We start from the raw sequence: 24,956 nt of genomic DNA on the forward strand, positions 1-24,956 counted from the left end.
ACGGTGAGGCGCCGCCTGCCCCTGGTCACCGCGATCACGCTCAGCGTCATCGTGGTCGGCCTGGCCATCGCGTCCGGCTGGCTCGGCGTCGTGACCCTCCGCAACAAGGACGAGGCCGGCCAGCGGGCGAAGGCGATCCAGTCCGCGCGGCAGATGGGCGTCAACCTGATGTCGCTCGACGCCTCCACCGCGCAGCGCGACATGGACCGCATCGTGGCCGGCACCACGGGCGATCTGAAGAACAAGCTGGCGAGCCAGTCGAACGCCTTCATGCAGCAGATCACCAAGGCGAAGGCCAAGTCGACGGTCAGTGACGTCAACGCCGCGCTGGTGTCGATGGACGGCGACTCCGCCGAGGTGATGGTCTCCCTCAACGGGACCGTCACCAACGACAAGGTGCAGAACGGTACGCCGCAGGGCTACCGCTACCAGATGGACCTCACGCGGGTCGACGACCGCTGGCTCGTGTCCGGACTGGAGGTTGTCCCGTGACGATGCTCGGACGGGGCAAGAAGAAGCCCGACGACAAGGCGGCCAAGGCCGAAGAGGCGGCGAAGCTGGCCGAAGAGGCCGCCGCGAAGGCCCGCGAGGCCGCCCGCCTGGCCCAGATAGCCGCCGACGAGGCCGCCGCCGCGGGGGCCGAGGAGGCCGAGGAGCCGGAGAAGGCCGCCAAATCGCCGGAGAAGCCCCGTAAGTCCCGGAAGGCCGCCAAAGGCGAGCCCGCCCCCGAAGACGCCTCAGAAGCCGACTCAGCCGCCGCAGCGGACAGCGAGACCGGGGACGAGACCGCCGAGGACGACGAAACCGTCGCGGGCGGGACCGTCCAGGCCGACGACGAGGACGTTGCCGACGAGGACGAGGCCGACGAGGCCGACGAGGACGAGAAGCCGGCGAAGCCGGCGCGCCTGAAGTCCAAGAAGGCGGCGAAGGCCGTCGCGGACGACGACGAGGAGGACGAACCCCGCCGCTCCCGCCGCGTCGGCGGGCTCTCGACGGTGATCGCCGTCCTGGCCGTCCTGACGATCGCCCTCGGCGCCGGCACCACCGTCCTCTACCTCAAGGTCAGCGAGCAGAAGGCGACCGAGCAGGCGGGCAAGGACGCGTCGATGGCGTCGTCCCGCGCGGCCCAGAAGCTCTCTTCGTACGACTACCAGACGCTCGACGCCGACCTGAAGGCCGCGTCCGCCACGACGACGGGCAAGCTGCACACCGACTACGAGAAGCTCGCCCAGGAGCTCAGGACCGTCGCCGTCCAGCAGCAGGCCGTCTCCAACACGACGGTGATGAAGGTCGGCGTGGTGAGCGCGTCCCCCGACAAGGTCGTCACCCTGGTCTACGCCAACCGCTCGTCCGTCACCAAGGACGACAAGCAGCAGCGCCTCCCCGAGCCGCTCCGCATCAAGATGACGATGGTGAACAAGGACGGCAAGTGGCTGGCGTCCGAGCTGACCGTCATCTCCTAGCCGCCTGAACGAACGCACCCCGTGGCCTCCCGCCGAGGTCACGGGGTTCTTTTTGCGCCGGGGGTCCCGGTGGATCCGGTCGCCTCGCGGGGACCCGGACGCACCGGGCCGCGCCGACGGATGCCCGACCCTCGCCGGTGCCCTAAACTATGGCCTTCCTCACTGCAGGTCAGGGCCTGAAAAGTCCAAGTCCGCTCTTGACTGAGAGGCGCTGAGGGGCGATGCTCCATGGCAACGTGATGCATACTGCGGCGCTAGAGTTGCGAGCGGTGTACCAGTCGGCTACACTGCCCCTTTGCGCTGCCCTCTGACTATCCACGTGTGAGTGCACCCCTGCAGGGGTCTGTTGTAGACCCTGAAAAATCAGGTCTCGGACGTGGATCGTCTGGCGTGCGTGTCGTCAGTTACGCCGCGAGCCCTCGGAAGGACCACTCTTGGCAGCCTCGCGCAACGCCTCGAATACCGCAACCGGTCCGAACCGCGTCTCCTTCGCGCGCATCAAGGAGCCGCTCGAAGTCCCGGACCTCCTTGCACTGCAGACCAACTCCGTTGACTGGCTGCTGGGCAACGAGAGGTGGAAGGCCCGGGTCGAGGCGGCCCAGAAGGCCGGAAGTAAGAGCGTCCCGACCCAGTCGGGGCTGGAGGAGATCTTCGAAGAGATCAGTCCGATCGAGGACTTCTCCGGAACCATGTCCCTGTCGTTCCGGGACCACCGGTTCGAACCGCCCAAGTACTCCGTCGAGGAGTGCAAGGACAAGGACATGACCTACTCCGCCCCGCTGTTCGTCACGGCGGAGTTCATCAACAACACCACCGGTGAGATCAAGAGCCAGACGGTGTTCATGGGCGACTTCCCGCTCATGACCCCGAAGGGCACCTTCATCATCAACGGCACCGAGCGCGTCGTCGTCTCCCAGCTGACCCGGTCGCCCGGCGTCTACTTCGACCGCGCCCTCGACAAGGCGTCCGACAAGGACATCTACGGCTGCCGGGTCATCCCGAGCCGCGGCGCCTGGCTCGAGTTCGAGATCGACAAGCGCGACAACGTCGGCGTGCGCATCGACCGCAAGCGCAAGCAGCCCGTCACGGTGCTGCTCAAGGCGCTCGGCTGGGACGAGGCGCGCATCCGCGAGCGCTTCGGCTCCTACGAGTCGATCAACGTCACCCTGGAGAAGGACCACACGTCCGGCCAGGACGACGCTCTGCTCGACATCTACCGCAAGCTCCGTCCGGGCGAGCCGCCGACGCGCGAGTCCGCGCAGACGCTGCTGGAGAACCTGTACTTCAACCCGAAGCGGTACGACGTCGCCAAGGTCGGCCGCTACAAGATCAACAAGAAGCTCGGCCTCGACCTGGACATGCGGCAGGGCACCCTCACCGAGGACGACGTCGTCGCCACGGTCGAGTACCTCGTCCGGCTGCACGCCGGCGAGGAGGAGGCCACCCTCGGGGCCGTCCCGGTGCCGATCGAGGTCGACGACATCGACCACTTCGGCAACCGGCGCCTGCGCACGGTGGGCGAGCTGATCCAGAACCAGGTCCGGCTGGGCCTGGCCCGGATGGAGCGCGTCGTCCGCGAGCGGATGACCACCCAGGACGTCGAGGCGATCACGCCGCAGACCCTGATCAACATCCGGCCGGTCGTCGCCTCCATCAAGGAGTTCTTCGGCACCAGCCAGCTGTCCCAGTTCATGGACCAGACCAACCCGCTGGCCGGGCTGACGCACAAGCGGCGGCTGAACGCGCTGGGGCCCGGTGGCCTGTCGCGTGAGCGGGCGGGCATGGAGGTCCGCGACGTCCACCCGTCCCATTACGGCCGCATGTGCCCGATCGAGACGCCGGAAGGCCCGAACATCGGCCTGATCGGCTCGCTCGCCGCGTTCGGCCGGGTCAACCCGTTCGGGTTCGTCGAGACGCCGTACCGCAAGGTCACCGAAGGCGTCGTCACCGAGCAGATCGACTACCTGACCGCCGACGAGGAGGACCGCTACGTCATCGCGCAGGCCAACTCCCTGCTGAACGACGACGGCACCTTCGTCGACGACCGCATCCTGGTCCGCCGCAAGGGCGGCGAGGTCGAGCTGGTTCCCGCCCGCGAGGTCCAGTACATGGACGTCTCGGCGCGGCAGATGACCTCGGTCGCCACCGCGATGATCCCGTTCCTGGAGCACGACGACGCCAACCGCGCGCTGATGGGCTCCAACATGCAGCGCCAGTCCGTCCCGCTGCTGCGCAGCGAGGCGCCGCTGGTCGGCACCGGCATGGAGTACCGCGCCGCGGTCGACGCCGGCGACGTCATCACGGCCGAGAAGGCCGGCGTCGTCGAGGAGGTCTCGGCCGACTACGTGACCGTCATGAACGACGACGGCACCCGGACGACGTACCGGGTGTCCAAGTTCAAGCGGTCCAACCAGGGCACCTGCTTCAACCAGAAGCCGATCGTCGACGAGGGCCAGCGGGTCGAGGTCGGCCAGGTCGTCGCCGACGGGCCGTGCACCGACGACGGCGAGATGGCGCTCGGCAAGAACCTCCTCGTGGCGTTCATGCCGTGGGAGGGCCACAACTACGAGGACGCCATCATCCTCAGCCAGCGCCTGGTGCAGGACGACGTCCTCTCCTCGATCCACATCGAGGAGCACGAGGTCGACGCCCGCGACACCAAGCTCGGCCCCGAGGAGATCACCCGGGACATCCCGAACGTCTCCGAGGAGGTCCTCGCCGACCTCGACGAGCGTGGGATCATCCGCATCGGCGCGGACGTCGTCCCCGGCGACATCCTCGTCGGCAAGGTCACCCCGAAGGGCGAGACCGAGCTGACCCCCGAGGAGCGGCTGCTCCGCGCGATCTTCGGTGAGAAGGCGCGCGAGGTCCGCGACACCTCGCTGAAGGTGCCGCACGGCGAGCAGGGCAAGGTCATCGGCGTCCGGGTGTTCTCCCGCGACGACGGCGACGAGCTCCCGCCCGGCGTGAACGAGCTGGTCCGCGTGTACGTCGCGCAGAAGCGCAAGATCACCGACGGCGACAAGCTCGCCGGCCGGCACGGCAACAAGGGCGTCATCTCCAAGGTGCTCCCCGTCGAGGACATGCCGTTCATGGAGGACGGCACGCCGGTCGACATCGTCCTGAACCCGCTGGGCGTCCCCGGGCGCATGAACGTGGGCCAGGTCCTGGAGACCCACCTCGGCTGGGTCGCCTCCCGCGGCTGGAAGGTCGAGGGCGACGACACCGACTGGAAGAAGGCCCTCAGGGCCATCGGCGCCGACGAGGCCGAGCCGTGGACGAACACCGCGACGCCGGTGTTCGACGGTGCGCAGGAGAGCGACGTCACCGGCCTGATCGAGAGCACGCTGCCGAACCGCGACGGCGACCGCATGGTCGGACCGGGCGGCAAGGCACGGCTGTTCGACGGCCGCACGGGCGAGCCCTACCGGGACCCGATCTCGGTCGGCTACATCTACATCCTCAAGCTGCTCCACCTGGTCGACGACAAGATCCACGCGCGGTCGACCGGCCCGTACTCCATGATCACCCAGCAGCCGCTCGGCGGTAAGGCCCAGTTCGGCGGCCAGCGCTTCGGTGAGATGGAGGTCTGGGCACTGGAGGCGTACGGCGCCGCCTACGCGCTCCAGGAGCTGCTGACCATCAAGTCCGACGACGTCCTCGGCCGCGTGAAGGTGTACGAGGCCATCGTCAAGGGCGAGAACATCCCCGAGCCCGGCATTCCCGAGTCCTTCAAGGTGCTCATCAAGGAGATGCAGTCGCTGTGCCTCAACGTCGAGGTGCTCTCCAGCGACGGCATGTCCATCGAGATGCGCGACACCGACGAGGACGTCTTCCGCGCCGCGGAGGAGCTCGGCATCGACCTGTCCCGCCGTCCTAACGAGGGCGCGATGAGCGTCGACGAGGTCTGAGAACTCAAGGGGAAAACAGTTGCTTGACGTCAACTTCTTCGACGAGCTTCGCATCGGTCTGGCGACCGCCGACGATATCCGCCAGTGGTCGCACGGCGAGGTGAAGAAGCCGGAGACGATCAACTACCGGACCCTCAAGCCGGAGAAGGACGGGCTCTTCTGCGAGAAGATCTTCGGCCCGACCCGGGACTGGGAGTGCTACTGCGGCAAGTACAAGCGCGTCCGCTTCAAGGGCATCATCTGTGAGCGCTGCGGCGTCGAGGTGACCCGCGCCAAGGTGCGCCGTGAGCGGATGGGCCACATCGAGCTGGCCGCGCCGGTCACGCACATCTGGTACTTCAAGGGCGTGCCGTCCCGCCTCGGCTACCTGCTGGACCTGGCCCCGAAGGATCTCGAGAAGATCATCTACTTCGCGGCCTACATGATCACCAGCGTGGACACGGAGCGGCGCGACCGCGACCTGCCCACGCTGGAGGCGCACATCTCGGTGGAGCGCCAGCAGATCGAGCAGGCCCGCGACGCGCAGGTCGAGGCCCGCCAGCAGAAGCTGGAGGGCGACCTCGCGGAGCTGGAGGAGGCCGGCGCGAAGGCCGACCAGAAGCGCAAGGTGCGCGACGGCGCCGAGCGGGAGATGAAGCAGCTGCGCGACCGCGCGCAGCGCGAACTCGACCGCCTCGACGAGGTCTGGAGCCGCTTCAAGAACCTCAAGGTCCAGGACCTGGAGGGCGACGAGCTGCTCTACCGCGAGATGCGCGACCGGTTCGGCAAGTACTTCGAGGGCGGCATGGGCGCCGCGGCCATCCAGGCGCGGCTGCAGAACTTCGACCTCGACGCCGAGGCCGAGAAGCTGCGCGACATCATCCGCACGGGCAAGGGCCAGAAGAAGGCCCGCGCCCTGAAGCGGCTGAAGGTCGTCTCGGCGTTCCTCAACACCCGCAACAGCCCGCTCGGCATGGTGCTGGACTGCATCCCGGTCATCCCGCCGGACCTGCGCCCGATGGTGCAGCTCGACGGCGGCCGGTTCGCCACGTCCGACCTGAACGACCTGTACCGCCGGGTCATCAACCGGAACAACCGGCTCAAGCGCCTGCTCGACCTGGGCGCTCCCGAGATCATCGTCAACAACGAGAAGCGGATGCTGCAGGAGGCCGTCGACGCGCTGTTCGACAACGGCCGCCGCGGCCGCCCGGTCACCGGGCCGGGCAACCGTCCGCTGAAGTCGCTGTCCGACATGCTCAAGGGCAAGCAGGGCCGGTTCCGGCAGAACCTGCTGGGCAAGCGCGTCGACTACTCCGGCCGTTCGGTCATCGTCGTCGGCCCGCAGCTCAAGCTGCACCAGTGCGGCCTGCCCAAGCAGATGGCGCTGGAGCTGTTCAAGCCGTTCGTCATGAAGCGGCTGGTCGACCTCAACCACGCGCAGAACATCAAGTCCGCCAAGCGGATGGTCGAGCGCGCGCGTCCCGTCGTGTGGGACGTCCTGGAAGAGGTCATCACCGAGCACCCGGTGCTGCTGAACCGCGCGCCGACCCTGCACCGGCTCGGCATCCAGGCGTTCGAGCCGCAGCTGGTCGAGGGCAAGGCCATCCAGATCCACCCGCTCGTCTGCACCGCGTTCAACGCGGACTTCGACGGCGACCAGATGGCGGTGCACCTGCCGCTGTCCGCCGAGGCGCAGGCCGAGGCGCGGATCCTGATGCTGTCGACCAACAACATCCTGAAGCCGTCGGACGGCAAGCCCGTCACCATGCCCACCCAGGACATGGTCATCGGCCTGTACTGGCTGACGACGCAGAAGGACGGCGCCACGGGCGAGGGCCGCGCGTTCGGGTCGGTCGCCGAGGCGATCATGGCCTACGACCGGGGCGAGCTCGACCTCCAGGCCAAGATCCAGATCCGGCTGAAGGACATCCCGCCGCCGCGCGAGTGGATCGCGCCCGAGGGCTACGAGCCCGGCCGGCCGTACCGGCTGGAGACCACGCTCGGCCGCGCGATGTTCAACGAGACGCTGCCGGACGACTTCCCGTTCGTGGACGACGAGATCAGCAAGAAGCAGCTCTCGGCGATCGTCAACGAGCTGGCGGAGACGTACCCGAAGGTCGCCGTGGCCAACGCGCTCGACGCGCTGAAGAGCACCGGGTTCCACTGGGCGACCAGGTCCGGTGTCACGATCGCGATCGCCGACGTCATCACGCCGCCCAACAAGCAGGACATCCTGACCGGCTACGAGGCGCGCGCCGAGAAGGTGCAGCGGGAATTCAACCGCGGCCTGATCACCGACGACGAGCGCAAGCAGGAGCTCATCGAGATCTGGAACAAGGCCACCGCGGATGTCGCGGTGGACATGGAGAAGGCGTTCCCGAAGGCCAACCCGATCTGGATGATGATCCAGTCGGGCGCCCGCGGCAACCCGCTGCAGCTCCGCCAGATCGCCGGCATGCGCGGCCTGGTCTCCAACCCGAAGGGCGAGACCATCCCGCGTCCGATCAAGTCGTCGTTCCGCGAGGGGCTGTCGGTCGTCGAGTACTTCATCTCGACGCACGGCGCCCGCAAGGGCCTCGCCGACACCGCGCTGCGCACCGCCGACTCGGGTTACCTGACCCGGCGCCTGGTGGACGTCGCGCAGGACGTCATCGTCCGCGAGGAGGACTGCGGCACCGACCGCACGATCCCCTTCGAGGTCGCCGACCGGCTGCACGACGGCACCCTGGTCAAGCTGGCCACCTCGGAGACCAGCCTGGTCGGCCGCACGATCGCCGAGGAGGTCGTCGTCGACGGGACGGTCATCTTCCCGGCCGACACCGACCTGTCCGACGCGGTCGTGACGCGCCTGGTCGAGGCGGGCGTGGAGAAGGTCCGCACCCGCAGCGCCCTGGTCTGCGAGGCCAAGATCGGCGTCTGCGCCGCCTGCTACGGCCGCTCGCTGGCCACCGGCAAGCGGGTGGACGTCGGCGAGGCCGTCGGCATCATCGCCGCGCAGTCCATCGGTGAGCCCGGCACGCAGCTGACCATGCGCACCTTCCACACCGGCGGTGTGGCCGGTGGCGACATCACGCACGGTCTGCCGCGCGTCCAGGAGCTGTTCGAGGCCCGCATCCCCAAGGGTGTGGCCCCGATCAGCGAGGTCGCCGGCCGCGTCAAGATCGACGAGACGGAGAAGGCCCGCAAGGTCGTCGTCGTCCCGGACGACGGCTCCGAGGAGATCGCCTACCAGGTGCCGATGCGGTCCCGCCTCCTGGTCAAGGAGGGCGAGTCCGTGGGCGTCGGCCAGCAGCTCATCGCGGGTGCGATCAACCCGCACGAGGTGCTGCGCATCCTCGGCCCCCGCGCCGTCCAGCTCCACCTGGTCCAGGAGGTCCAGGAGGTGTACCGGTCGCAGGGCGTGTCGATCCACGACAAGCACATCGAGATCATCGTCCGCCAGATGCTGAAGCGGGTGAACATCCTGGAGTCGGGCGACACCGACCTGCTCCCGGGTGACCTGGTCGAGCGTCCGATCTTCGAGGAGACGAACCGGAACGTCGTGGCCGAGGGCGGCGTCCCCGCCGCCGGCCGCCCCGTCTTGATGGGCATCACCAAGGCCTCGCTCGCGACCGAGTCGTGGCTGTCGGCGGCGTCCTTCCAGGAGACGACCCGGGTGCTCACCGAGGCCGCGATGCACGCCAAGAGCGACCCGCTGCTCGGCCTCAAGGAGAACGTCATCATCGGCAAGCTCATCCCGGCCGGTACCGGCATGCCGCAGTACCGCAACGTCCGGGTCGAGCCGACCGAGGAGGCGAAGGCGGCGGTCTACTCCGTCGGCTCCTACGACGACGGCGCCGAGTACGCCTTCGGGCAGGGCTCCGGCGAGGCCGTCCCGCTGGAGGAGTACGACTTCGGCCAGTACAACCGCTAGCGTCCCGTCCCGGGACGCCGCTCCGGCGGCGTCCCGGCTCGCGGACACCCGTGCCTGACGACACGCGAAGAGGCCCCACCCGCCCGGGTGGGGCCTTTTTGCGTCCGGCCGCCGAGGCCCGAGCCGTCTACAGTCGGTCCATGGGAGGCCGGAGCGCAGGGGACGTCCGTGACGTGGTGGTCGCGCATCGTCCCGGCTATCGCATCCACTCGGTGGAGTTGCTCGGCGAAGGCGAGGACAACATCGCCTTCGAGGCCAACCACGAGTTGATCGTCCGTTTCGGCAAGGAGTCCGATGCCGTGGGGCGGGCCGCTCGGGTGCGCGGCGAGGCCCGCCTTCTCGCCGCGGTCGCGGACGTGTCGCCGCTGCCGGTGCCCGAGCCGGTTTTCACGGTGGCAGAGGACGGGTGCCTCGCCTACTTCAAGCTTCCGGGCATCCCGCTGATCGACGTGGCCCCGGCACAGCGCGCGGCCCATGCCGACTCGATCGCCGCAGCGCTCGGGGAGTTCCTCGGCGCCTTGCATGCTGTCCCGGTCGCCCGGGTGGACGGCCTGGTGGAGGTCGATGACGAGCCGGCGGCAGCGTGGCTGGAGGAGGCGGCACAGACCTACCCGCTGGTCGGCGAGGCGGTCCCGGTGGCGCATCGCCGGGCCGTGGAGGCGTTCCTGAGCGCTCCGCCGCCGCCCGAGCGGGGCGAACTCGTGTTCTCCCACAACGATCTGGGGATCGAACACGTCCTCATCGACCCGGCCACCTGGGCGGTGACCGGGATCATCGACTGGAGCGATGCTGCGATCACCGACGCGGCCTACGACTTCGGCCTGCTCTACCGCGACCTCGGCCCCGCCGCTCTCGACCTGGCGCTCCGCAACTACCAGGCGGGTGTCCACGACGCCGAGGAGATCGAAGCGCGCGCCGGCTTCTACGCCAGGTGCAGCGTGCTGGAGGACATGGCCTACGGGCTCCAGGAGGGGCACGCCAAATACCTCGACAAGGGCCTGACCGCACTCAAGTGGCTCTTTCCGACCGGCGTCCGCTGAGCCGCCACCGCTTGCGTGCAGCAGCCGTGGGCTTGACCTGGGTGTATCTCCGTTTCCTTGACCTTTGTCCGGTTTTGTCGCTGTGTGGGGCGGGGATGAAGGCACTCGTTGCCTGATGTACGCGACGGGGGAGAAAGCCAGATGAAGAGGGTCATGACCGGTGCGCTGATCGCCGCTTTCGTGGGAGTCGCCGGAGTGGGCAGCGCCGCCGCCGCCCAGCCGTCCCAGGACCGGGGCACGCGCCAGGACTGCCGCACCTACTCCAGCGTCACCGAGTGCGGTAAGCCCAAGCTCAGTGAGAAGCAGCAGGCGTGCGTGAACGCGGCGGTCCAGCAGGGCATGACCGAGCGCCGCGCCACGGTGGAGTGCCACGCGTTCGCCTGAGCCCGCCGCGCGTCGAAGGGGCCCGTTCCATGCGGACGGGCCCCTTCGACGCGCGGAGGGCTGGGGCGTCCGCGCCCTGTCAGCCGGCCTTCGTCAGCCGGCCTTCGTCAGCCGGCCTTCGTCAGCCGGCCTTCGCCCCCGCCGGAGGTGCGGTGAGCGCGTAGATCAGCAGGACGCACAGGGCGATGGTCAGCACCGACCAGATCGGGAAGGCGAGCAGGAACGCCAGATGCCCGATGGCGGCGACGACGGCGAAGAAGACCCCGGTCGCACGAGCCCACATCTTCCCGGACAGGATCGCCGCACCGACCGCGATTTGGACGATGCCGAGGATCAGCCAGATCCAGCCCCAGGTCGTGTAGTCGAACACCAGGATCTGGTTCTGGCCGACGAGGTAGTAATTGTCCCTGAACAGGCCCACCAGGCCGTCGATGATGTTGAACGCGCCGATCACCAGGGCGAGCGTGCCCGCGAAGGCGAGCCATCCCGATGTCCGTGGTCGTGTCATCGTCGAAGCGGATCCGTGGGCGGTCTTGGTCGTCATTCGATCCCCCTCCCGGTCGCGGTCGATCGCCGCCGACTCGGTGCTCGAAGGTTGCCCGCCCACGCCGATGCCACAAACCGTGATCGACCAACACTTAACGGCACATTTACGGATGTCGACCACGCCGCCGCACGTGCCGGCGGTGGGGGCCCGTCCGGCGAGGAACGGCCCCCTCCCGGAGCCATCAGCGGTCAGGGCTCAGCGCGGCGGGTGGGCGTCGGCCCATTCGGTGATCTCGAACGCCTGCGCCCGTCGAACCTCGCCCGCCGCCGGAACGCGGTCGCGCCCCCCGGCCGCGGTTGCGCTGCTGCCGCAGCGGGGCGGGGTCAGGCGGGCGGGAGGGGGCGCCGGGGGACCGGAGAGGACTGGAGGATCGAGGTCGTCGTCCGGGCGTAGGGGGTGAAGCGGTCGAGGATCGGCTCCAGTTCCTCGACCCTGCGGAGGTGGGCGATGAAGAAGAAGCAGTCGTCGCCCGTGATGCGGTGGCACTCGGTGATCTGCGGGACCTCGTCGGCGATCTTGGGGATGCGGCTCAGCTCGCGGGGATTCGGGCTGACCCGGACGAGGATCGTGATCGGGAAGCCCAGCGCGACCGGGTCGACGGTCGCGTGGTAGCCGGTGATGACGCCGGTCTCCTCAAGGCGCTGGACGCGTTCGGCGACGGCCGGGGCGGACAGGGCGACGCGGCGGCCCAGCTCGGCGAGCGGCGCACGGCCGTCCCGCTGCAGCTCGGTGAGGATCTGAAGGTCGATCGCGTCGAGCGGCTTGGGTTCGTAGGCGCGGCCCGGTCGGCTCCTTCGGTTCGCCATTCCCCCAACTTAGGCATCGGCCGACGATACGGCCATGTCGTTTCCGCCCTGGGGGTGCTGTGCTCGCGGCCATGAACGCGTCCTTCTATATGGCGATCGCGCGGCTGCCGCTCGCCACGGTCGCCGCCATCGAGTTCCTGCCCGTCATCGCCCTGGCCGCTCTGGGAGTGCGGACGAAGCGCAACCTGGTCGCGTTGGTCGCGGCCGTCGGCGGCGTGTACGTGCTGACGGAAGTGCGATTCGAGGGGGAGCCGCTGGGGTTCGTCTTCGCATTCGCCAACGCGGGCCTGTTCGCGCTGTACGTGGTGGTCGCGCACCGGGCCGCGCAGTCGGACGCGGGAGGCATCGACGGGCTGGCCATGGCGATGGTCGCCGCCACCGTGTTCGTCCTTCCCATCGGCGTTGTGCAGGCCGTGCCGGTGCTGGACGACCCGATGCTGGTCGCCGCGGGGATCGGTGTGGGCATTACGTCGTCCGTCATCCCGTACGTGTGTGATCAGCTGGCCATGGCGCGGCTCAGCCGGGCCACGTACGCGTTGATGGTCTCGCTGCTGCCGGCGACCGCCGCCGTGACGGGGCTGGTGGTGCTGCGGCAGGTGCCGACGATCGCGGAAGCCGGCGGGGTGGGACTGGTGATCGCCGGGGTGGCGGTGCACCGTGGAGAGAGTTGAGAGGAGACAGACATGAAACAGGTACGGCTCGGCAGGAGTGGGCTGAAGGTCTCGCGGATCTGCCTGGGGATGATGAGCTATGGCGACCCGGCGGTGCGCAAGTGGGCGCTGGACGAGGCCGCGGCGGAGCCGATCGTCCGGCGGGCGGTGGACGGCGGGGTGACGTTCTTCGACACCGCCGACGTGTACTCGCTCGGTGTCAGCGAGGAGATCACCGGCCGGCTCCTGCCGACGTTCTTCGCGCGGCGGGACGACTACGTCCTCGCCACCAAGGTCTGCATGCCGATGGGGGACGGCCCGAACGACCGGGGCCTGTCGCGCAAGCACATCATGGCGGGCATCGACGACTCGCTACGGCGGCTGGGCACAGATTACGTGGACCTCTACCAGATCCACCGGTGGGACTACGGGACGCCCATCGAGGAGACCATGGAGGCCCTGCACGATGTCGTGAAGTCGGGCAAGGCACGGTACATCGGGGCGTCCAGCATGTACGCGTGGCAGTTCGCCAAGGCGCAGCACGTCGCCGAGACGCACGGCTGGACGAAGTTCGTGTCGATGCAGAACCACTACAACCTCGTCTACAGGGAAGAGGAGCGGGAGATGATGCCGCTCTGCCTCGACCAAGGGGTCGGTGTCATCCCGTGGAGCCCTCTGGCGCGCGGCCTCCTCGCCGGGAACCGGGAGAGGGGCGGTGAGCGGAAGACCGTCCGGGCCCAGAACGACGCCTTCGGGGACGGCCTGTACACCGATGCCGACTTCGACGTCGTCGACGCCGTCAGGGAGGTCGCGGGCGAGCGCGGCGTGCCGGCGGCGCAGGTGGCGCTCGCGTGGCTGCTCGGACGTCCCGGAGTGACGGCGCCGATCGTGGGAGCGACGAAACTCACTCATATGGACGACGCGATCGCCGCCGAGGGCCTGGAGTTGGACGAGAAGGAAACCGCGCGGCTGGAGGCCCCGTACCGCCCGCACGAGGTTCTGGGGCACTCCTGACGGGTAGATGGGCGCGGACGTCCCCGCACGGAACGTACAGGGGGCGTCCGGCGTCTATCAGGGGGTGGTGATTTGCGATTCCCCGGGAGATCGGGGCAGGCTGTGGACGAGAACGCCCACGCATGGCAAGACCGCCACGTGGTGATATGGGTGAAGGTTCGGAGGCGGCGTTATGCGCCGCGCGCCTCCGGGCTGCCGGGAGCTGAGGAGCCCCGGGACGACGGCGCTGAAGGAGCCCGACGATGACCGAGAACGACGGTACGCAGGGACCGCAGCGGCCGTTGCCGGAGGACGAGGGGAAGCCCGGGCCGCTGGAGGGCCAGGAACCTCCCGCCCGGCCGCTGGGGGACCGCACCGTGGTGTTCGGGGCTCCGCAGCTGGGCGGCCAGACCGGCCAGGGCGGCGGCGCGACGCCGCCCGAGCCGCGCGAGGAGGAGCGGCCCGCGCCGCCTCCGCCGCCCCCCACGATGGTCGAGCAGCCGCTGCAGCAGTTCGGCGAGCAGCCTCCGGCACCGCCCCAGCCGCCCTACGGCGCCCCGCAGGAGCCGCCGCCGTACGGGCAGCCGCCCGCCGGCTACGGCCCGCCCCCCGGCGGTTTCACGCCCCCGCAGGACCCGCAGCAGTACGTCCCGCCGGGGGAGCCGCAGCAGTACGGCCGGCCTCAGCCCGGCTACGGGCAGCCGCCCCAGTACGACCAGCCTCAGTACGACCAGCCCCAGCACGACCAGCAGCAGTACGGCCAGCAGCAGTACGGGCAGCAGCCTCCGCAGCAGCCCGGGTACCCGCAGCAGCCGATGCACGGCGCCCCGCAGGAGCAGCCGCAGTACGGGCAGCAGCCGCCGCCGTTCGGCGGCCGGCCCGGCACGCCCGGTGAGCAGCCTCAGCCGGAGCAGCCGCAGGACGTCTCCGGCGACCGCACGGTGATCGTGCCGAGTCCCGGCACCGGCGCGCCCGAGCCCGAGCAGCCGCCGCGCCCCCCGATCGACGACCAGGCGACGCTGCACTGGTCGCCCGGCACCGACGTGCCGGTCGCCACCGGCCCCGAGCGCAGGCAGGACCCGCCGGCCGAGCCGTGGCAGGCGCCGACGCCGCCGTCCACGCCCGAGCCGTGGTCGCCGGAGGCGCCGCAGCAGGGCCGTCCGCAGTCCGGTCAGCAGCAGGGGCAGGGCGACCACGAGCGGACCATGATGGTGCCGCCGCCCGAGTCGGGCTTCGGCGCCGGCTCGACCTCGTCCGGCCCTTCGCCCTCGGTGGACGATCTGTACGCCCCGCCCGGTGAGAGCGGTGTCGAGGACGCGCGCCCGACCGAGGCGTTCGACCCGTCCGCCCCGTCCCAGGGACGGCACGCCGCCGAGACGCCCGGCACGGCGGACAGCACCCGGCTCGACATCGGCCGGCAGCAGTGGGGGCAGCAGCAGCCGCAGTCGCAGGCCCCGCCGCAGGCCGACCAGCAGTTCGGCCAGCAGCAGGCCTACGGCCAGCCCGAGCAGCAGCAGGCGTACGGCCAGCCCGAGCAGTACGGCCAGCAGTACCAGCAGGGCTACGGCCAGCCGGGTCAATACGAGCAGCAGGGTCAGTACGACCAGCAGGGCCGGCAGCCGGCCCAAGGCCAGCAGTACGGTCAGCCCGGCGACCAGCAGCAGTACGGTCAGCAGCAGGCGTACGGCCAGCCCGGTCAGCCGGGCCAGCCCGGCGAGTACGGCCAGCCCGCCCAGTACGGCCAGCAGCAGTACGGCCAGCAGCCGGCCTACGGGGCCGGCGCCGGAGCCGAGGAGGGCAAGGGCGGCAAGAACATGCTCTGGCTCGTCGTCGGCGGCGTCGCCATCGTCGTGATCCTCGTGATCGTGGTCGTGACGTTCGTTCTGTAGACCCGCGCGGCACTGCGATGACGTCCGGGGACGGCGTAAAGGCTGGTCCACATCTTCCCTAACCGGGAAGCGTGGGACAGAATGCTTGAACGCCGTCCTCGGCCATCGCCGCAACCATGCGCTAATCTCAGGGCAAAACATCCTTGAGGTCGGCCCGCGACAACCTCGGCGTTGCGATCGCTGGCGATGCCGGGTTCGGGCGGAGCGGGCGGCTGATCGCGAAGCGGGCCCGCCGGGCGAGCCGGAGCGGTGCGGCGATCGCCGCGGTACCGGACCGCCGGAGGCGGTGCGAAGAGCGCGTGCGCTGCTTGTTTTGCACTTTGCTGCGAGGATCGGTAATCTCTTCACTTGCGCCCGCTGTGCGGGCCACTGTGCGTGTGCGTCGGCGAGGCCGGTAGGCCAGCCCCAGCGCCGCATCTACTCCCCGGCTTGATTCGGCCCATGTTAAGGGCCGGGCGGTCTGTGTCGGTTTCGCGCGGTTGCATTTCCGTGGGGTGGCGACACGCCCGACCGCGGGGGTCGGAGAGGTCGGGAAACCGGCAGGTCACAGCCTCGCCTGAGGTGGTGATTGCAGCAAGAAGACTTACCGGCTCGGTACGAGGAAGACGGAGACGCGGTGCCCACGATCCAGCAGCTGGTCCGAAAGGGCCGCCAGGACAAGGTGACCAAGAACAAGACGCCCGCGCTGCAGGCGAGCCCCCAGCGCCGGGGCGTCTGCACGCGCGTCTACACGACGACGCCCAAGAAGCCGAACTCCGCGCTTCGCAAGGTCGCCCGTGTCCGGCTGACCAGCGGGATCGAGGTCACGGCCTACATCCCCGGCGTCGGTCACAACCTGCAGGAGCACTCGATCGTGCTCGTGCGCGGCGGCCGTGTGAAGGACCTCCCGGGTGTTCGGTACAAGATCATCCGCGGTTCGCTCGACACGCAGGGCGTCCGCAACCGCAAGCAGGCGCGTAGCAAGTACGGCGCGAAGAAGGAGAAGAGCTGATGCCGCGCAAGGGCCCTGCTGGCAAGCGCCAGCTGATCGCTGACCCGGTGTACAACTCGCCGCTGGTCACCGCGCTCATCAACAAGATTCTCCTGGACGGCAAGCGCTCGATCGCGCAGAGCATCGTCTACGAGGCCCTTGAGGGCGCCCGCGAGAAGACCGGCAACGACCCGGTCGTCACGCTGAAGCGCGCCCTCGACAACGTGAAGCCGACCCTGGAGGTCCGCAGCCGCCGCGTCGGTGGCGCGACCTACCAGGTCCCCGTCGAGGTGCGGCCGGCCCGCAGCACCACGCTCGCCCTCCGGTGGCTGGTGGTGTACGCCCGGCAGCGCCGCGAGAAGACCATGACCGAGCGGCTGATGAACGAGCTGCTCGACGCGAGCAACGGTCTTGGCGCGTCTGTCAAGAAGCGCGAGGACACGCACAAGATGGCGGAGTCCAACAAGGCCTTCGCTCACTACCGCTGGTAACCCCGGCGAACTGCACCGACGAGACGACGCGAGGACGACAGTGGCTACCAAAACCGGTGTAGACCTGGCCAGGGTCCGCAACATCGGGATCATGGCCCATATCGACGCGGGCAAGACCACGACGACCGAGCGCATCCTGTTCTACACCGGGATGAGCTACAAGATCGGCGAGGTCCACGATGGCGCGGCCACCATGGACTGGATGGAGCAGGAGCAGGAGCGGGGGATCACCATCACCTCCGCCGCGACGACCTGCCACTGGCCCGTGGACGAGACCGACCACACGATCAACATCATCGACACCCCCGGGCACGTCGACTTCACCATTGAGGTGGAGCGCAACCTGCGTGTGCTCGACGGTGCCGTCGCGGTGTTCGACGGGGTCGCCGGTGTGGAGCCCCAGTCCGAGACCGTGTGGCGCCAGGCCGACCGCTACGGCGTCCCGCGCATGTGCTTCGTCAACAAGCTCGACCGGGTCGGCGCGGAGTTCCACCGCTGCGTGGACATGATCGAGAACCGGCTCAACGCGACCCCGCTCGTGCTGCAGCTGCCGATCGGCGCCGAGGCCGACTTCAAGGGCGTCGTCGACCTCGTGACGATGAAGGCCCTCGTGTGGAACGAGGAGGCCAAGCTCGGCGAGATGTACGACACGGTCGACGTCCCCGAGTCGCACGCCGAGGCGGCCCGCGAGTGGCACGACCGGCTGGTCGAGACCCTCGCCGAGAACGACGACGAGATCATGGAGCTCTACCTGGAGGGCAACGAGCCCACCGTCGAGCAGCTCCACGACGGCATCCGGCGCGCGACGATCGGTGCGAAGCTCACCCCGGTGACGTGCGGCACGGCCTTCAAGAACAAGGGCGTGCAGCCGCTGCTGGACGCGATCGTCCGCTACCTGCCCTCCCCGCTGGACGTCGAGGCCATCGAGGGCCACGCCATCCGCGACGAGGCGAAGGTGCTCACGCGCAAGCCGAGCGAGGAGGAGCCGTTCTCGGCGCTGGCGTTCAAGATCGCGAGCGACCCGCACCTCGGCAAGCTCACCTTCGTCCGCGTCTACTCCGGCGTCATGGAGTCCGGCACGAACGTGATGAACTCCGTCAAGGAGCGCAAGGAGCGCATCGGCAAGATCTACCGGATGCACGCCAACAAGCGCACCGAGATCGAGCGCGCGGGCGCCGGCGACATCGTCGCGGTGATGGGCCTCAAGCAGACCACCACCGGTGAGACGCTGTGCGACGACAAGGACCCCATCGTCCTGGAGTCGATGAACTTCCCGGCGCCGGTCATCCACGTCGCGATCGAGCCGAAGACCAAGGCCGACCAGCAGAAGCTGGGCACCGCGATCCAGCGGCTCGCCGAGGAGGACCCGTCCTTCCAGGTCCGCTCGGACGAGGAGACCGGGCAGACCGTCATCTCCGGCATGGGCGAGCTCCACCTGGAGATCCTCGTCGACCGGATGAAGCGCGAGTTCAAGGTCGACGCGAACGTCGGCAAGCCGCAGGTCGCCTACCGCGAGACGATCAGCCGCAAGGTCGAGAAGGTCGAGTACACCCACAAGAAGCAGACGGGCGGCTCCGGCCAGTTCGGCCGCGTGATCATCGACCTGGAGCCGCTGGGCGGCGGGTCCGACGGTTACGAGTTCGAGAACAAGGTCACCGGTGGCCGCATCCCGCGGGAGTACATCCCGTCGGTCGACGCGGGCTGCCAGGAGGCCGCCGAGTTCGGGGTCCTCGCCGGCTACCCGATGGTGGGCGTCAAGGTCACCCTGCGGGACGGCGCCTACCACGAGGTCGACTCCTCGGAGATGGCGTTCAAGGTCGCCGGTTCCATGGCGTTCAAGGAGGCCGCCCGCAAGGCGTCCCCCACGCTGCTGGAGCCGATGATGTCCGTCGAGGTCACGACGCCCGAGGAGAACATGGGCGACGTGATCGGCGACCTCAACAGCCGCCGCGGCCAGGTCCAGTCCATGGACGAGCGGCACGGCATGCGCGTCATCAAGGCGCTCGTGCCCCTGTCGGAGATGTTCGGCTACGTGGGTGATCTGCGAAGCAAGACCCAGGGCCGGGCTGTTTTCACGATGCAGTTCGACTCCTACGCCGAGGTTCCCACGAACGTCGCGCAGGAGATCATCGCCAAGGCGCGGGGCGAGTAAGCACCCGGGCCTGCCCACAGATCACCAAGACGTACATCGAAGCGGTCGTCTAGACGGCCGAGGATCGCAACAAGGAGCAACCAGTGGCGAAGGCCAAGTTCGAGCGGACGAAGCCGCACGTGAACATCGGCACCATTGGACACATCGACCACGGTAAGACCACCCTTACCGCGGCGATCACCAAGGTGCTCCACGACAAGTACCCGGACCTCAACCCCTTCACGCCGTTCGAGGACATCGACAAGGCGCCGGAGGAGCGCGAGCGCGGCATCACGATCTCGATCGCGCACGTCGAGTACCAGACCGAGGCCCGGCACTACGCGCACGTGGACTGCCCGGGGCACGCCGACTACATCAAGAACATGATCACCGGTGCGGCGCAGATGGACGGCGCCATCCTGGTGGTCGCCGCCACCGACGGCCCGATGCCGCAGACCAAGGAGCACGTGCTCCTGGCCCGCCAGGTCGGCGTCCCCTACATCGTCGTCGCGCTGAACAAGTGCGACATGGTGGACGACGAGGAGATCCTGGAGCTCGTCGAGCTCGAGGTCCGCGAGCTGCTCTCCGAGTACGAGTTCCCGGGCGACGACCTTCCCGTCATCCGCGTGTCCGCCTTCCAGGCGCTGCAGGGCGACGAGAAGTGGGCCGAGTCCATCGTCGAGCTCATGAACGCCGTCGACGAGAACGTGCCGGAGCCGGTGCGCGACACCGAGAAGCCGTTCCTGATGCCGATCGAGGACGTCTTCTCGATCACCGGCCGCGGCACCGTCGTGACCGGCCGCATCGAGCGCGGTGTCGTCAACGTCAACGAGACCGTGGACATCATCGGCATCAAGCCCGAGTCCACCTCGACCACCGTCACCGGTGTCGAGATGTTCCGCAAGCTGCTCGACCAGGGCCAGGCGGGCGACAACGTCGGCCTGCTCCTGCGCGGCATCAAGCGCGAGGACGTCGAGCGCGGCCAGTGCGTCATCAAGCCGGGCACCAACACCCCGCACACCGAGTTCGAGGCGCAGGTCTACATCCTGTCCAAGGACGAGGGCGGCCGGCACACGCCGTTCTTCAACAACTACCGTCCGCAGTTCTACTTCCGGACCACGGACGTCACCGGCGTGGTGAACCTCCCCGAGGGCACCGAGATGGTCATGCCGGGCGACAACACCGAGATGCGCGTCGAGCTGATCCAGCCCGTCGCCATGGAGGAGGGCCTGAAGTTCGCCATCCGCGAGGGTGGCCGGACGGTCGGCGCCGGTCGCGTCACCAAGGTCATCAAGTAACACCCCTCGTAACGCGGCGGCCCAGCCGCCGGGACCCCGGCAACTGGGCCGCCGCGTCACGACCATGAAGTAAACAGCGGCACTACAGCAAAGGACACCGAGGCCACCATGGCGGGACAGAAGATCCGCATCCGGCTCAAGGCCTACGACCACGAGGTCATCGACACCTCCGCGAAGAAGATCGTTGAGACGGTGACGCGGACGGGCGCCAAGGTCGCGGGCCCGGTGCCGCTGCCGACCGAGAAGAACGTGTACTGCGTCATCCGCTCGCCGCACAAGTACAAGGACAGCCGCGAGCACTTCGAGATGCGCACGCACAAGCGGTTGATCGACATCATCGACCCGACGCCCAAGACGGTCGACTCGCTGATGCGGCTCGACCTGCCGGCCGGCGTTGACATCGAGATCAAGCTCTGAGGGACGCACCGAGAATGAGTACGCAGAGGAAGGGCGTCCTGGGCGAGAAGCTCGGCATGACCCAGGTCTTCGACGATGAGGGCCGGATCGTTCCGGTGACCGTCGTCCAGGCCGGGCCGTGTGTCGTGACCCAGCTCCGCACCCAGGAGAACGACGGCTACACCGCCGTCCAGCTCGGGTTCGGGCAGATCGACCCCCGCAAGGTGAACAAGCCGCGCGCGGGTCACTTCGAGAAGGCCGGCGTGACGCCGCGCCGCTACCTCGTCGAACTGCGGGCCGACGACACCACCGAGTACGAACTCGGCCAGGAGATCACCGCCGACGTCTTCGAGGCCGGCCAGAAGATCGACGTGACCGGGACGAGCAAGGGCAAGGGCACCGCCGGTGTCATGAAGCGCCACGGGTTCAAGGGCCTCAGCGCTTCGCACGGCACCCAGCGCAAGCACCGCTCCCCGGGTTCGATCGGCGGCTGCGCGACCCCCGGTCGCGTCTTCAAGGGCCTCCGCATGGCGGGACGGCACGGCAACGCCCGTACCACCGTGCAGAACCTGACCGTCCACGCCATCGACGCGGAGAAGAACCTGCTGCTCATCAAGGGCGCGGTTCCCGGTCCCAACGGCGGCGTGGTGCTGGTCCGCGACGCAGTGAAGGGGACGGGCAAGTGACCTCCAAGCTCGACATCGACCTGCCCGCCGAGGTCTTCGACGCGAAGACCAGCGTGCCGCTGATCCACCAGGTCGTGGTGGCGCAGCTGGCCGCCGCGCGCCAGGGCACGCACTCCACCAAGACCCGCGGCGACGTCCGCGGCGGCGGCAAGAAGCCGTACCGGCAGAAGGGCACCGGCCGCGCCCGCCAGGGCTCGATCCGCGCGCCCCAGTTCGCCGGCGGCGGCACCGTGCACGGCCCGCAGCCGCGGGACTACTCGCAGAAGACGCCCAAGAAGATGAAGGCGGCCGCGCTGCGCGGCGCCCTGTCCGACCGCGCCCGCTACGGCAGGGTGCACGTGGTCGACAGCATCATCGAGGGCGACACCCCGAAGACGAAGACGGCAGTGAAGGCCCTGCGCACGGTGCTTGCCGATGCGCACGGAGCGGGCACCGAGGCCAAGCGCGTCCTCCTGGTCCTGGACCGCGAGGACGAGCTGACCTGGAAGAGCCTGCGCAACGAGCCGAGCGTGCACGTTCTCGTCTCCGACCAGCTCAACACCTACGACGTGCTGGTGAACGACGTCGTCGTCTTCACGAAGACGGCCTACGACGAGTTCATCTCGCGCGCGGCGAAGAAGTAAGGAGGGTCGCACCCATGAACAAGATCGCCGACCCCCGCGACATCATCATCGCGCCGGTCGTCTCGGAGAAGAGCTACGGGCTGCTGGACGAGAACAAGTACACGTTCATCGTCCGCCCGGACGCCAACAAGACGCAGATCAAGCAGGCCGTCCAGGCCGTGTTCGGCGTCAAGGTGACGAACGTGAACACGCTCAACCGGCAGGGCAAGCGCAAGCGCACCCGGTTCGGTTACGGCAAGCGCAAGGACAGCAAGCGAGCCATCGTCAGCCTGGCCGAGGGCGAGCGGATCGACATCTTCGGCGGCCCGGCCTAACCGGCCGAGGCTCCGGAGCAGATAAAGGGATGAACGAAAAAGATGGGCATCCGTAACTACAAGCCGACGACTCCAGGGCGTCGCGGCTCCAGCGTGGCCGACTTCGTCGAGGTCACGCGCGACGAGCCGGAGAAGTCGCTGCTGCGTCCGCTCCCCAAGAAGGGCGGCCGCAACAACCACGGCCGCATCACCACCCGGCACCAGGGCGGCGGGCACAAGCGCGCCTACCGCGTGATCGACTTCCGCCGGCACGACAAGGACGGTGTGCCGGCCAAGGTCGCGCACATCGAGTACGACCCGAACCGCACCGCGCGGATCGCGCTGCTGCACTACGTGGACGGCGAGAAGCGCTACATCCTCGCCCCGCGCGGACTCAAGCAGGGCGACCGGGTGGAGAACGGCGCGGGCGCGGACATCAAGCCGGGCAACTGCATGCCGCTGCGCAACATCCCGACCGGTACGGTCGTGCACGCCATCGAGCTGCGCCCCGGCGGCGGCGCCAAGATCGCCCGCAGTGCGGGCGCCGGCGTCCAGCTGCTGGCCAAGGAGGGCAAGTACGCCACGCTGCGCATGCCCTCCGGCGAGATGCGGATGGTGGACGTGCGGTGCCGCGCGACGGTCGGCGAGGTCGGCAACGCCGAGCAGTCGAACATCAACTGGGGCAAGGCCGGCCGGATGCGGTGGAAGGGCAAGCGCCCGACCGTCCGCGGTGTCGCCATGAACCCGATCGACCACCCGCACGGTGGTGGTGAGGGCAAGACCTCCGGTGGCCGCCACCCGGTGAACCCCGCCGGCAAGAAGGAAGGCCGCACTCGCCAGGCGAACAAGTCGAGCGACCGGCTGATCGTCCGTCGTCGCAGCAAGAAGAAGCGGTAGGAGTCGCTCGTCATGCCACGTAGCCTTAAGAAGGGCCCGTTCGTGGACGACCACCTTCAGAAGAAGGTCGACGTCCAGAATGAGAAGGGCACCAAGAACGTCATCAAGACGTGGTCGCGGCGCTCCATGATCGTGCCGGACATGATCGGTCACACGATCGCCGTGCACGACGGCCGCAAGCACGTGCCGGTGTTCATCACCGACTCGATGGTGGGACACAAGCTCGGCGAGTTCGCGCCGACGCGGACGTTCCGCAGCCACGTCAAGGAAGACCGCCGCAGCCGCCGAGGCTGAGCAGGCAGAGCAGTAGATCGTACGGAGAGGATCAGCGATGGAAGCCAGGGCCCAGGCGCGGTACATCCGCGTCACGCCCAGGAAGGCCCGCCGCGTGGTGGACCTCATCCGCGGCCTGCCTGCCGCGGAGGCTCAGGCGGTGCTGCGGTTCGCCCCCCAGGCTGCTAGTGAGCCGGTGGGCAAGGTGCTGGCGAGTGCCATCGCCAACGCCGAGCACAACTTCAAGCTCGACTCGGACGCGCTCGTCGTGAGCCGTGCGTGGGTGGACGAGGGGCCGACGCTCAAGCGTTTCCGCCCCCGCGCCCAGGGCCGGGCTTACCGCATCAACAAGCGCACGAGCCACATCACGGTGGTCGTGGAGTCGCGGGACGACGCGGTTTCCGCGTCGGGCGGCGGTAAGAAGACGAGGAGGGCCCGGTAGTGGGTCAGAAGATCAACCCGCACGGGTTCCGGCTCGGCATCACCACCGACCACAAGTCCGTGTGGTTCGCCGACAAGCTCTACAAGGACTACGTCAAGGAAGACGTCCAGATCCGGCGCATGCTGCAGAAGGGCATGGACCGGGCGGGCATCTCCAAGGTGGAGATCGAGCGGACCCGTGACCGTGTCGAGGTCAACATCCACACCGCCCGGCCGGGCATCGTCATCGGCCGCCGCGGCGCCGAGGCCGAGCGCCTCCGGGGGGACCTGGAGAAGCTGACCGGCAAGCAGGTCCGGCTGAACATCCTCGAGGTCAAGAACCCCGAGATCGACGCGCAGCTCGTCGCGCAGGGCGTGGCCGAGCAGCTGTCCAGCCGCGTCGCGTTCCGCCGCGCCATGCGCAAGGCGATCCAGTCCGCGATGAAGTCGGGCGCCAAGGGCATCAAGGTGCAGTGCGGCGGCCGCCTCGGCGGCGCCGAGATGTCGCGGTCGGAGTTCTACCGCGAGGGCCAGGTCCCGCTGCACACGCTGCGCGCCGACATCGACTACGGCTTCTACGAGGCCCGGACGACGTTCGGCCGCATCGGCGTCAAGGTGTGGATCTACAAGGGCGAGGCCGCGGCGACGCGCGCCGAGCGCGAGCAGAAGGCCGCGCAGCAGCGCGCGGCCGGCGGCGGTGGCGGCGGCGGCCGTGAGCGTCGCGGTGGCGGCGGCGGCGAGCGCCGTGGCGGCGGCCGCGGCGGTCGTGGCGGACGCGGCGGTGCCGGCGGCGAGCGCGGCGGCGACCGCGGTGGCCGCGGCGGCGCCGAGCCGAAGCAGCAGCAGGGTTCCGAGCAGCCGGCCCCGGCGGCCGAGGCTGCTCCGCAGGGTGAGGGGAGCTGA

At 69.0% G+C, this 24,956-nt stretch carries 23 protein-coding genes; 21 read left to right on the forward strand and 2 right to left on the reverse strand.

Annotated features, from left to right (window positions below):
- Positions 1–3 precede the first annotated feature (3 nt).
- The 6 genes from AL2_RS04525 (at position 4) to AL2_RS04550 (ending at position 10,690) form a co-directional block, all read left to right on the forward strand.
- The gene (locus AL2_RS04525; protein WP_245666316.1) at positions 4–492 is read left to right on the forward strand and encodes an Rv1363c family protein; all 489 of its coding nucleotides are present in this window, start codon (positions 4–6) and stop codon (positions 490–492) included.
- A 2-nt stretch (positions 493–494) separates the two neighbouring features.
- A complete protein-coding gene (locus AL2_RS04530; protein ID WP_501162028.1) occupies positions 495–1,463 on the forward strand; it encodes an Rv1363c family protein in 969 nt (322 codons plus the stop codon).
- A gap of 434 nt (positions 1,464–1,897) precedes the next feature.
- The gene (gene rpoB / locus AL2_RS04535; protein ID WP_067629366.1) at positions 1,898–5,374 is read left to right on the forward strand and encodes a DNA-directed RNA polymerase subunit beta; all 3,477 of its coding nucleotides are present in this window, start codon (positions 1,898–1,900) and stop codon (positions 5,372–5,374) included.
- A 19-nt stretch (positions 5,375–5,393) separates the two neighbouring features.
- A complete protein-coding gene (locus AL2_RS04540) occupies positions 5,394–9,266 on the forward strand; it encodes a DNA-directed RNA polymerase subunit beta' (RefSeq protein WP_067629367.1) in 3,873 nt (1,290 codons plus the stop codon).
- 140 nt (positions 9,267–9,406) lie between these two features.
- Positions 9,407–10,306 carry a phosphotransferase family protein gene (locus AL2_RS04545; RefSeq protein WP_067629369.1) on the forward strand — a complete coding sequence of 300 codons (900 nt, stop codon included), beginning with the start codon at positions 9,407–9,409 and terminating at the stop codon, positions 10,304–10,306.
- A gap of 141 nt (positions 10,307–10,447) precedes the next feature.
- Positions 10,448–10,690, forward strand: a complete 243-nt coding sequence (locus AL2_RS04550; RefSeq protein ID WP_067629371.1) for a hypothetical protein — start codon at positions 10,448–10,450, stop codon at positions 10,688–10,690.
- A gap of 121 nt (positions 10,691–10,811) precedes the next feature.
- On the opposite strand, the gene AL2_RS04555 is transcribed toward AL2_RS04550, so the two are convergent.
- Together AL2_RS04555 and AL2_RS04560 are read right to left on the reverse strand one after the other, a co-directional pair.
- A complete protein-coding gene (locus tag AL2_RS04555) occupies positions 10,812–11,198 on the reverse strand; it encodes a DUF7144 family membrane protein (RefSeq protein WP_067630344.1) in 387 nt (128 codons plus the stop codon).
- Between the two features lie 362 nt (positions 11,199–11,560).
- Complete coding sequence (locus AL2_RS04560) at positions 11,561–12,043, reverse strand: Lrp/AsnC family transcriptional regulator (RefSeq protein WP_067629373.1); 483 nt, start codon at positions 12,041–12,043, stop codon at positions 11,561–11,563.
- A gap of 71 nt (positions 12,044–12,114) precedes the next feature.
- Here AL2_RS04560 and AL2_RS04565 point away from each other — a divergent pair, with 71 nt between their 5' ends.
- From AL2_RS04565 to rpsC, 15 genes are all read left to right on the forward strand, one after another.
- Positions 12,115–12,714 carry an EamA family transporter gene (locus AL2_RS04565; RefSeq protein ID WP_083946040.1) on the forward strand — a complete coding sequence of 200 codons (600 nt, stop codon included), beginning with the start codon at positions 12,115–12,117 and terminating at the stop codon, positions 12,712–12,714.
- A 12-nt stretch (positions 12,715–12,726) separates the two neighbouring features.
- Positions 12,727–13,707 carry an aldo/keto reductase gene (locus AL2_RS04570; RefSeq protein WP_067629375.1) on the forward strand — a complete coding sequence of 327 codons (981 nt, stop codon included), beginning with the start codon at positions 12,727–12,729 and terminating at the stop codon, positions 13,705–13,707.
- Positions 13,708–13,949: 242 nt separating this feature from the next.
- Complete coding sequence (locus AL2_RS04575; RefSeq protein WP_067629377.1) at positions 13,950–15,575, forward strand: hypothetical protein; 1,626 nt, start codon at positions 13,950–13,952, stop codon at positions 15,573–15,575.
- A gap of 616 nt (positions 15,576–16,191) precedes the next feature.
- The gene (gene rpsL, locus AL2_RS04580) at positions 16,192–16,566 is read left to right on the forward strand and encodes a 30S ribosomal protein S12 (RefSeq protein ID WP_067629379.1); all 375 of its coding nucleotides are present in this window, start codon (positions 16,192–16,194) and stop codon (positions 16,564–16,566) included.
- A complete protein-coding gene (rpsG, locus tag AL2_RS04585; protein WP_067629381.1) occupies positions 16,566–17,036 on the forward strand; it encodes a 30S ribosomal protein S7 in 471 nt (156 codons plus the stop codon). The genes rpsL and rpsG overlap by 1 nt, the downstream gene beginning before the upstream one ends.
- 40 nt (positions 17,037–17,076) lie before the next feature.
- Complete coding sequence (gene fusA / locus AL2_RS04590; RefSeq protein ID WP_067629383.1) at positions 17,077–19,188, forward strand: elongation factor G; 2,112 nt, start codon at positions 17,077–17,079, stop codon at positions 19,186–19,188.
- A gap of 83 nt (positions 19,189–19,271) precedes the next feature.
- The gene (gene tuf, locus AL2_RS04595; RefSeq protein ID WP_067629385.1) at positions 19,272–20,465 is read left to right on the forward strand and encodes an elongation factor Tu; all 1,194 of its coding nucleotides are present in this window, start codon (positions 19,272–19,274) and stop codon (positions 20,463–20,465) included.
- 108 nt (positions 20,466–20,573) lie between these two features.
- Positions 20,574–20,882, forward strand: a complete 309-nt coding sequence (gene rpsJ / locus AL2_RS04600; RefSeq protein WP_018657599.1) for a 30S ribosomal protein S10 — start codon at positions 20,574–20,576, stop codon at positions 20,880–20,882.
- A 14-nt stretch (positions 20,883–20,896) separates the two neighbouring features.
- Positions 20,897–21,547 (forward strand): 50S ribosomal protein L3, encoded by a 651-nt coding sequence (gene rplC / locus AL2_RS04605; protein WP_067629387.1) that lies wholly within the window; start codon positions 20,897–20,899, stop codon positions 21,545–21,547.
- Positions 21,544–22,170, forward strand: coding sequence for a 50S ribosomal protein L4 (gene rplD, locus AL2_RS04610; RefSeq protein ID WP_067629389.1), 627 nt, complete (start codon positions 21,544–21,546; stop codon positions 22,168–22,170). The genes rplC and rplD overlap by 4 nt, the downstream gene beginning before the upstream one ends.
- A 14-nt stretch (positions 22,171–22,184) precedes the next feature.
- Entirely contained in the window at positions 22,185–22,484 is a 300-nt protein-coding gene (gene rplW / locus AL2_RS04615) for a 50S ribosomal protein L23 (protein ID WP_067629391.1), read from the forward strand.
- Positions 22,485–22,526: 42 nt separating this feature from the next.
- The gene (rplB, locus tag AL2_RS04620; RefSeq protein WP_067629392.1) at positions 22,527–23,360 is read left to right on the forward strand and encodes a 50S ribosomal protein L2; all 834 of its coding nucleotides are present in this window, start codon (positions 22,527–22,529) and stop codon (positions 23,358–23,360) included.
- Positions 23,361–23,372: 12 nt separating this feature from the next.
- Entirely contained in the window at positions 23,373–23,654 is a 282-nt protein-coding gene (gene rpsS / locus AL2_RS04625) for a 30S ribosomal protein S19 (protein WP_067629394.1), read from the forward strand.
- Between the two features lie 37 nt (positions 23,655–23,691).
- Positions 23,692–24,075 carry a 50S ribosomal protein L22 gene (rplV, locus tag AL2_RS04630; RefSeq protein WP_067629397.1) on the forward strand — a complete coding sequence of 128 codons (384 nt, stop codon included), beginning with the start codon at positions 23,692–23,694 and terminating at the stop codon, positions 24,073–24,075.
- A complete protein-coding gene (rpsC, locus tag AL2_RS04635) occupies positions 24,075–24,956 on the forward strand; it encodes a 30S ribosomal protein S3 (protein ID WP_067629399.1) in 882 nt (293 codons plus the stop codon). The genes rplV and rpsC overlap by 1 nt, the downstream gene beginning before the upstream one ends.

This window comes from Actinomadura latina NBRC 106108 (assembly GCF_001552195.1).
Lineage (GTDB): Bacteria > Actinomycetota > Actinomycetes > Streptosporangiales > Streptosporangiaceae > Spirillospora > Spirillospora latina.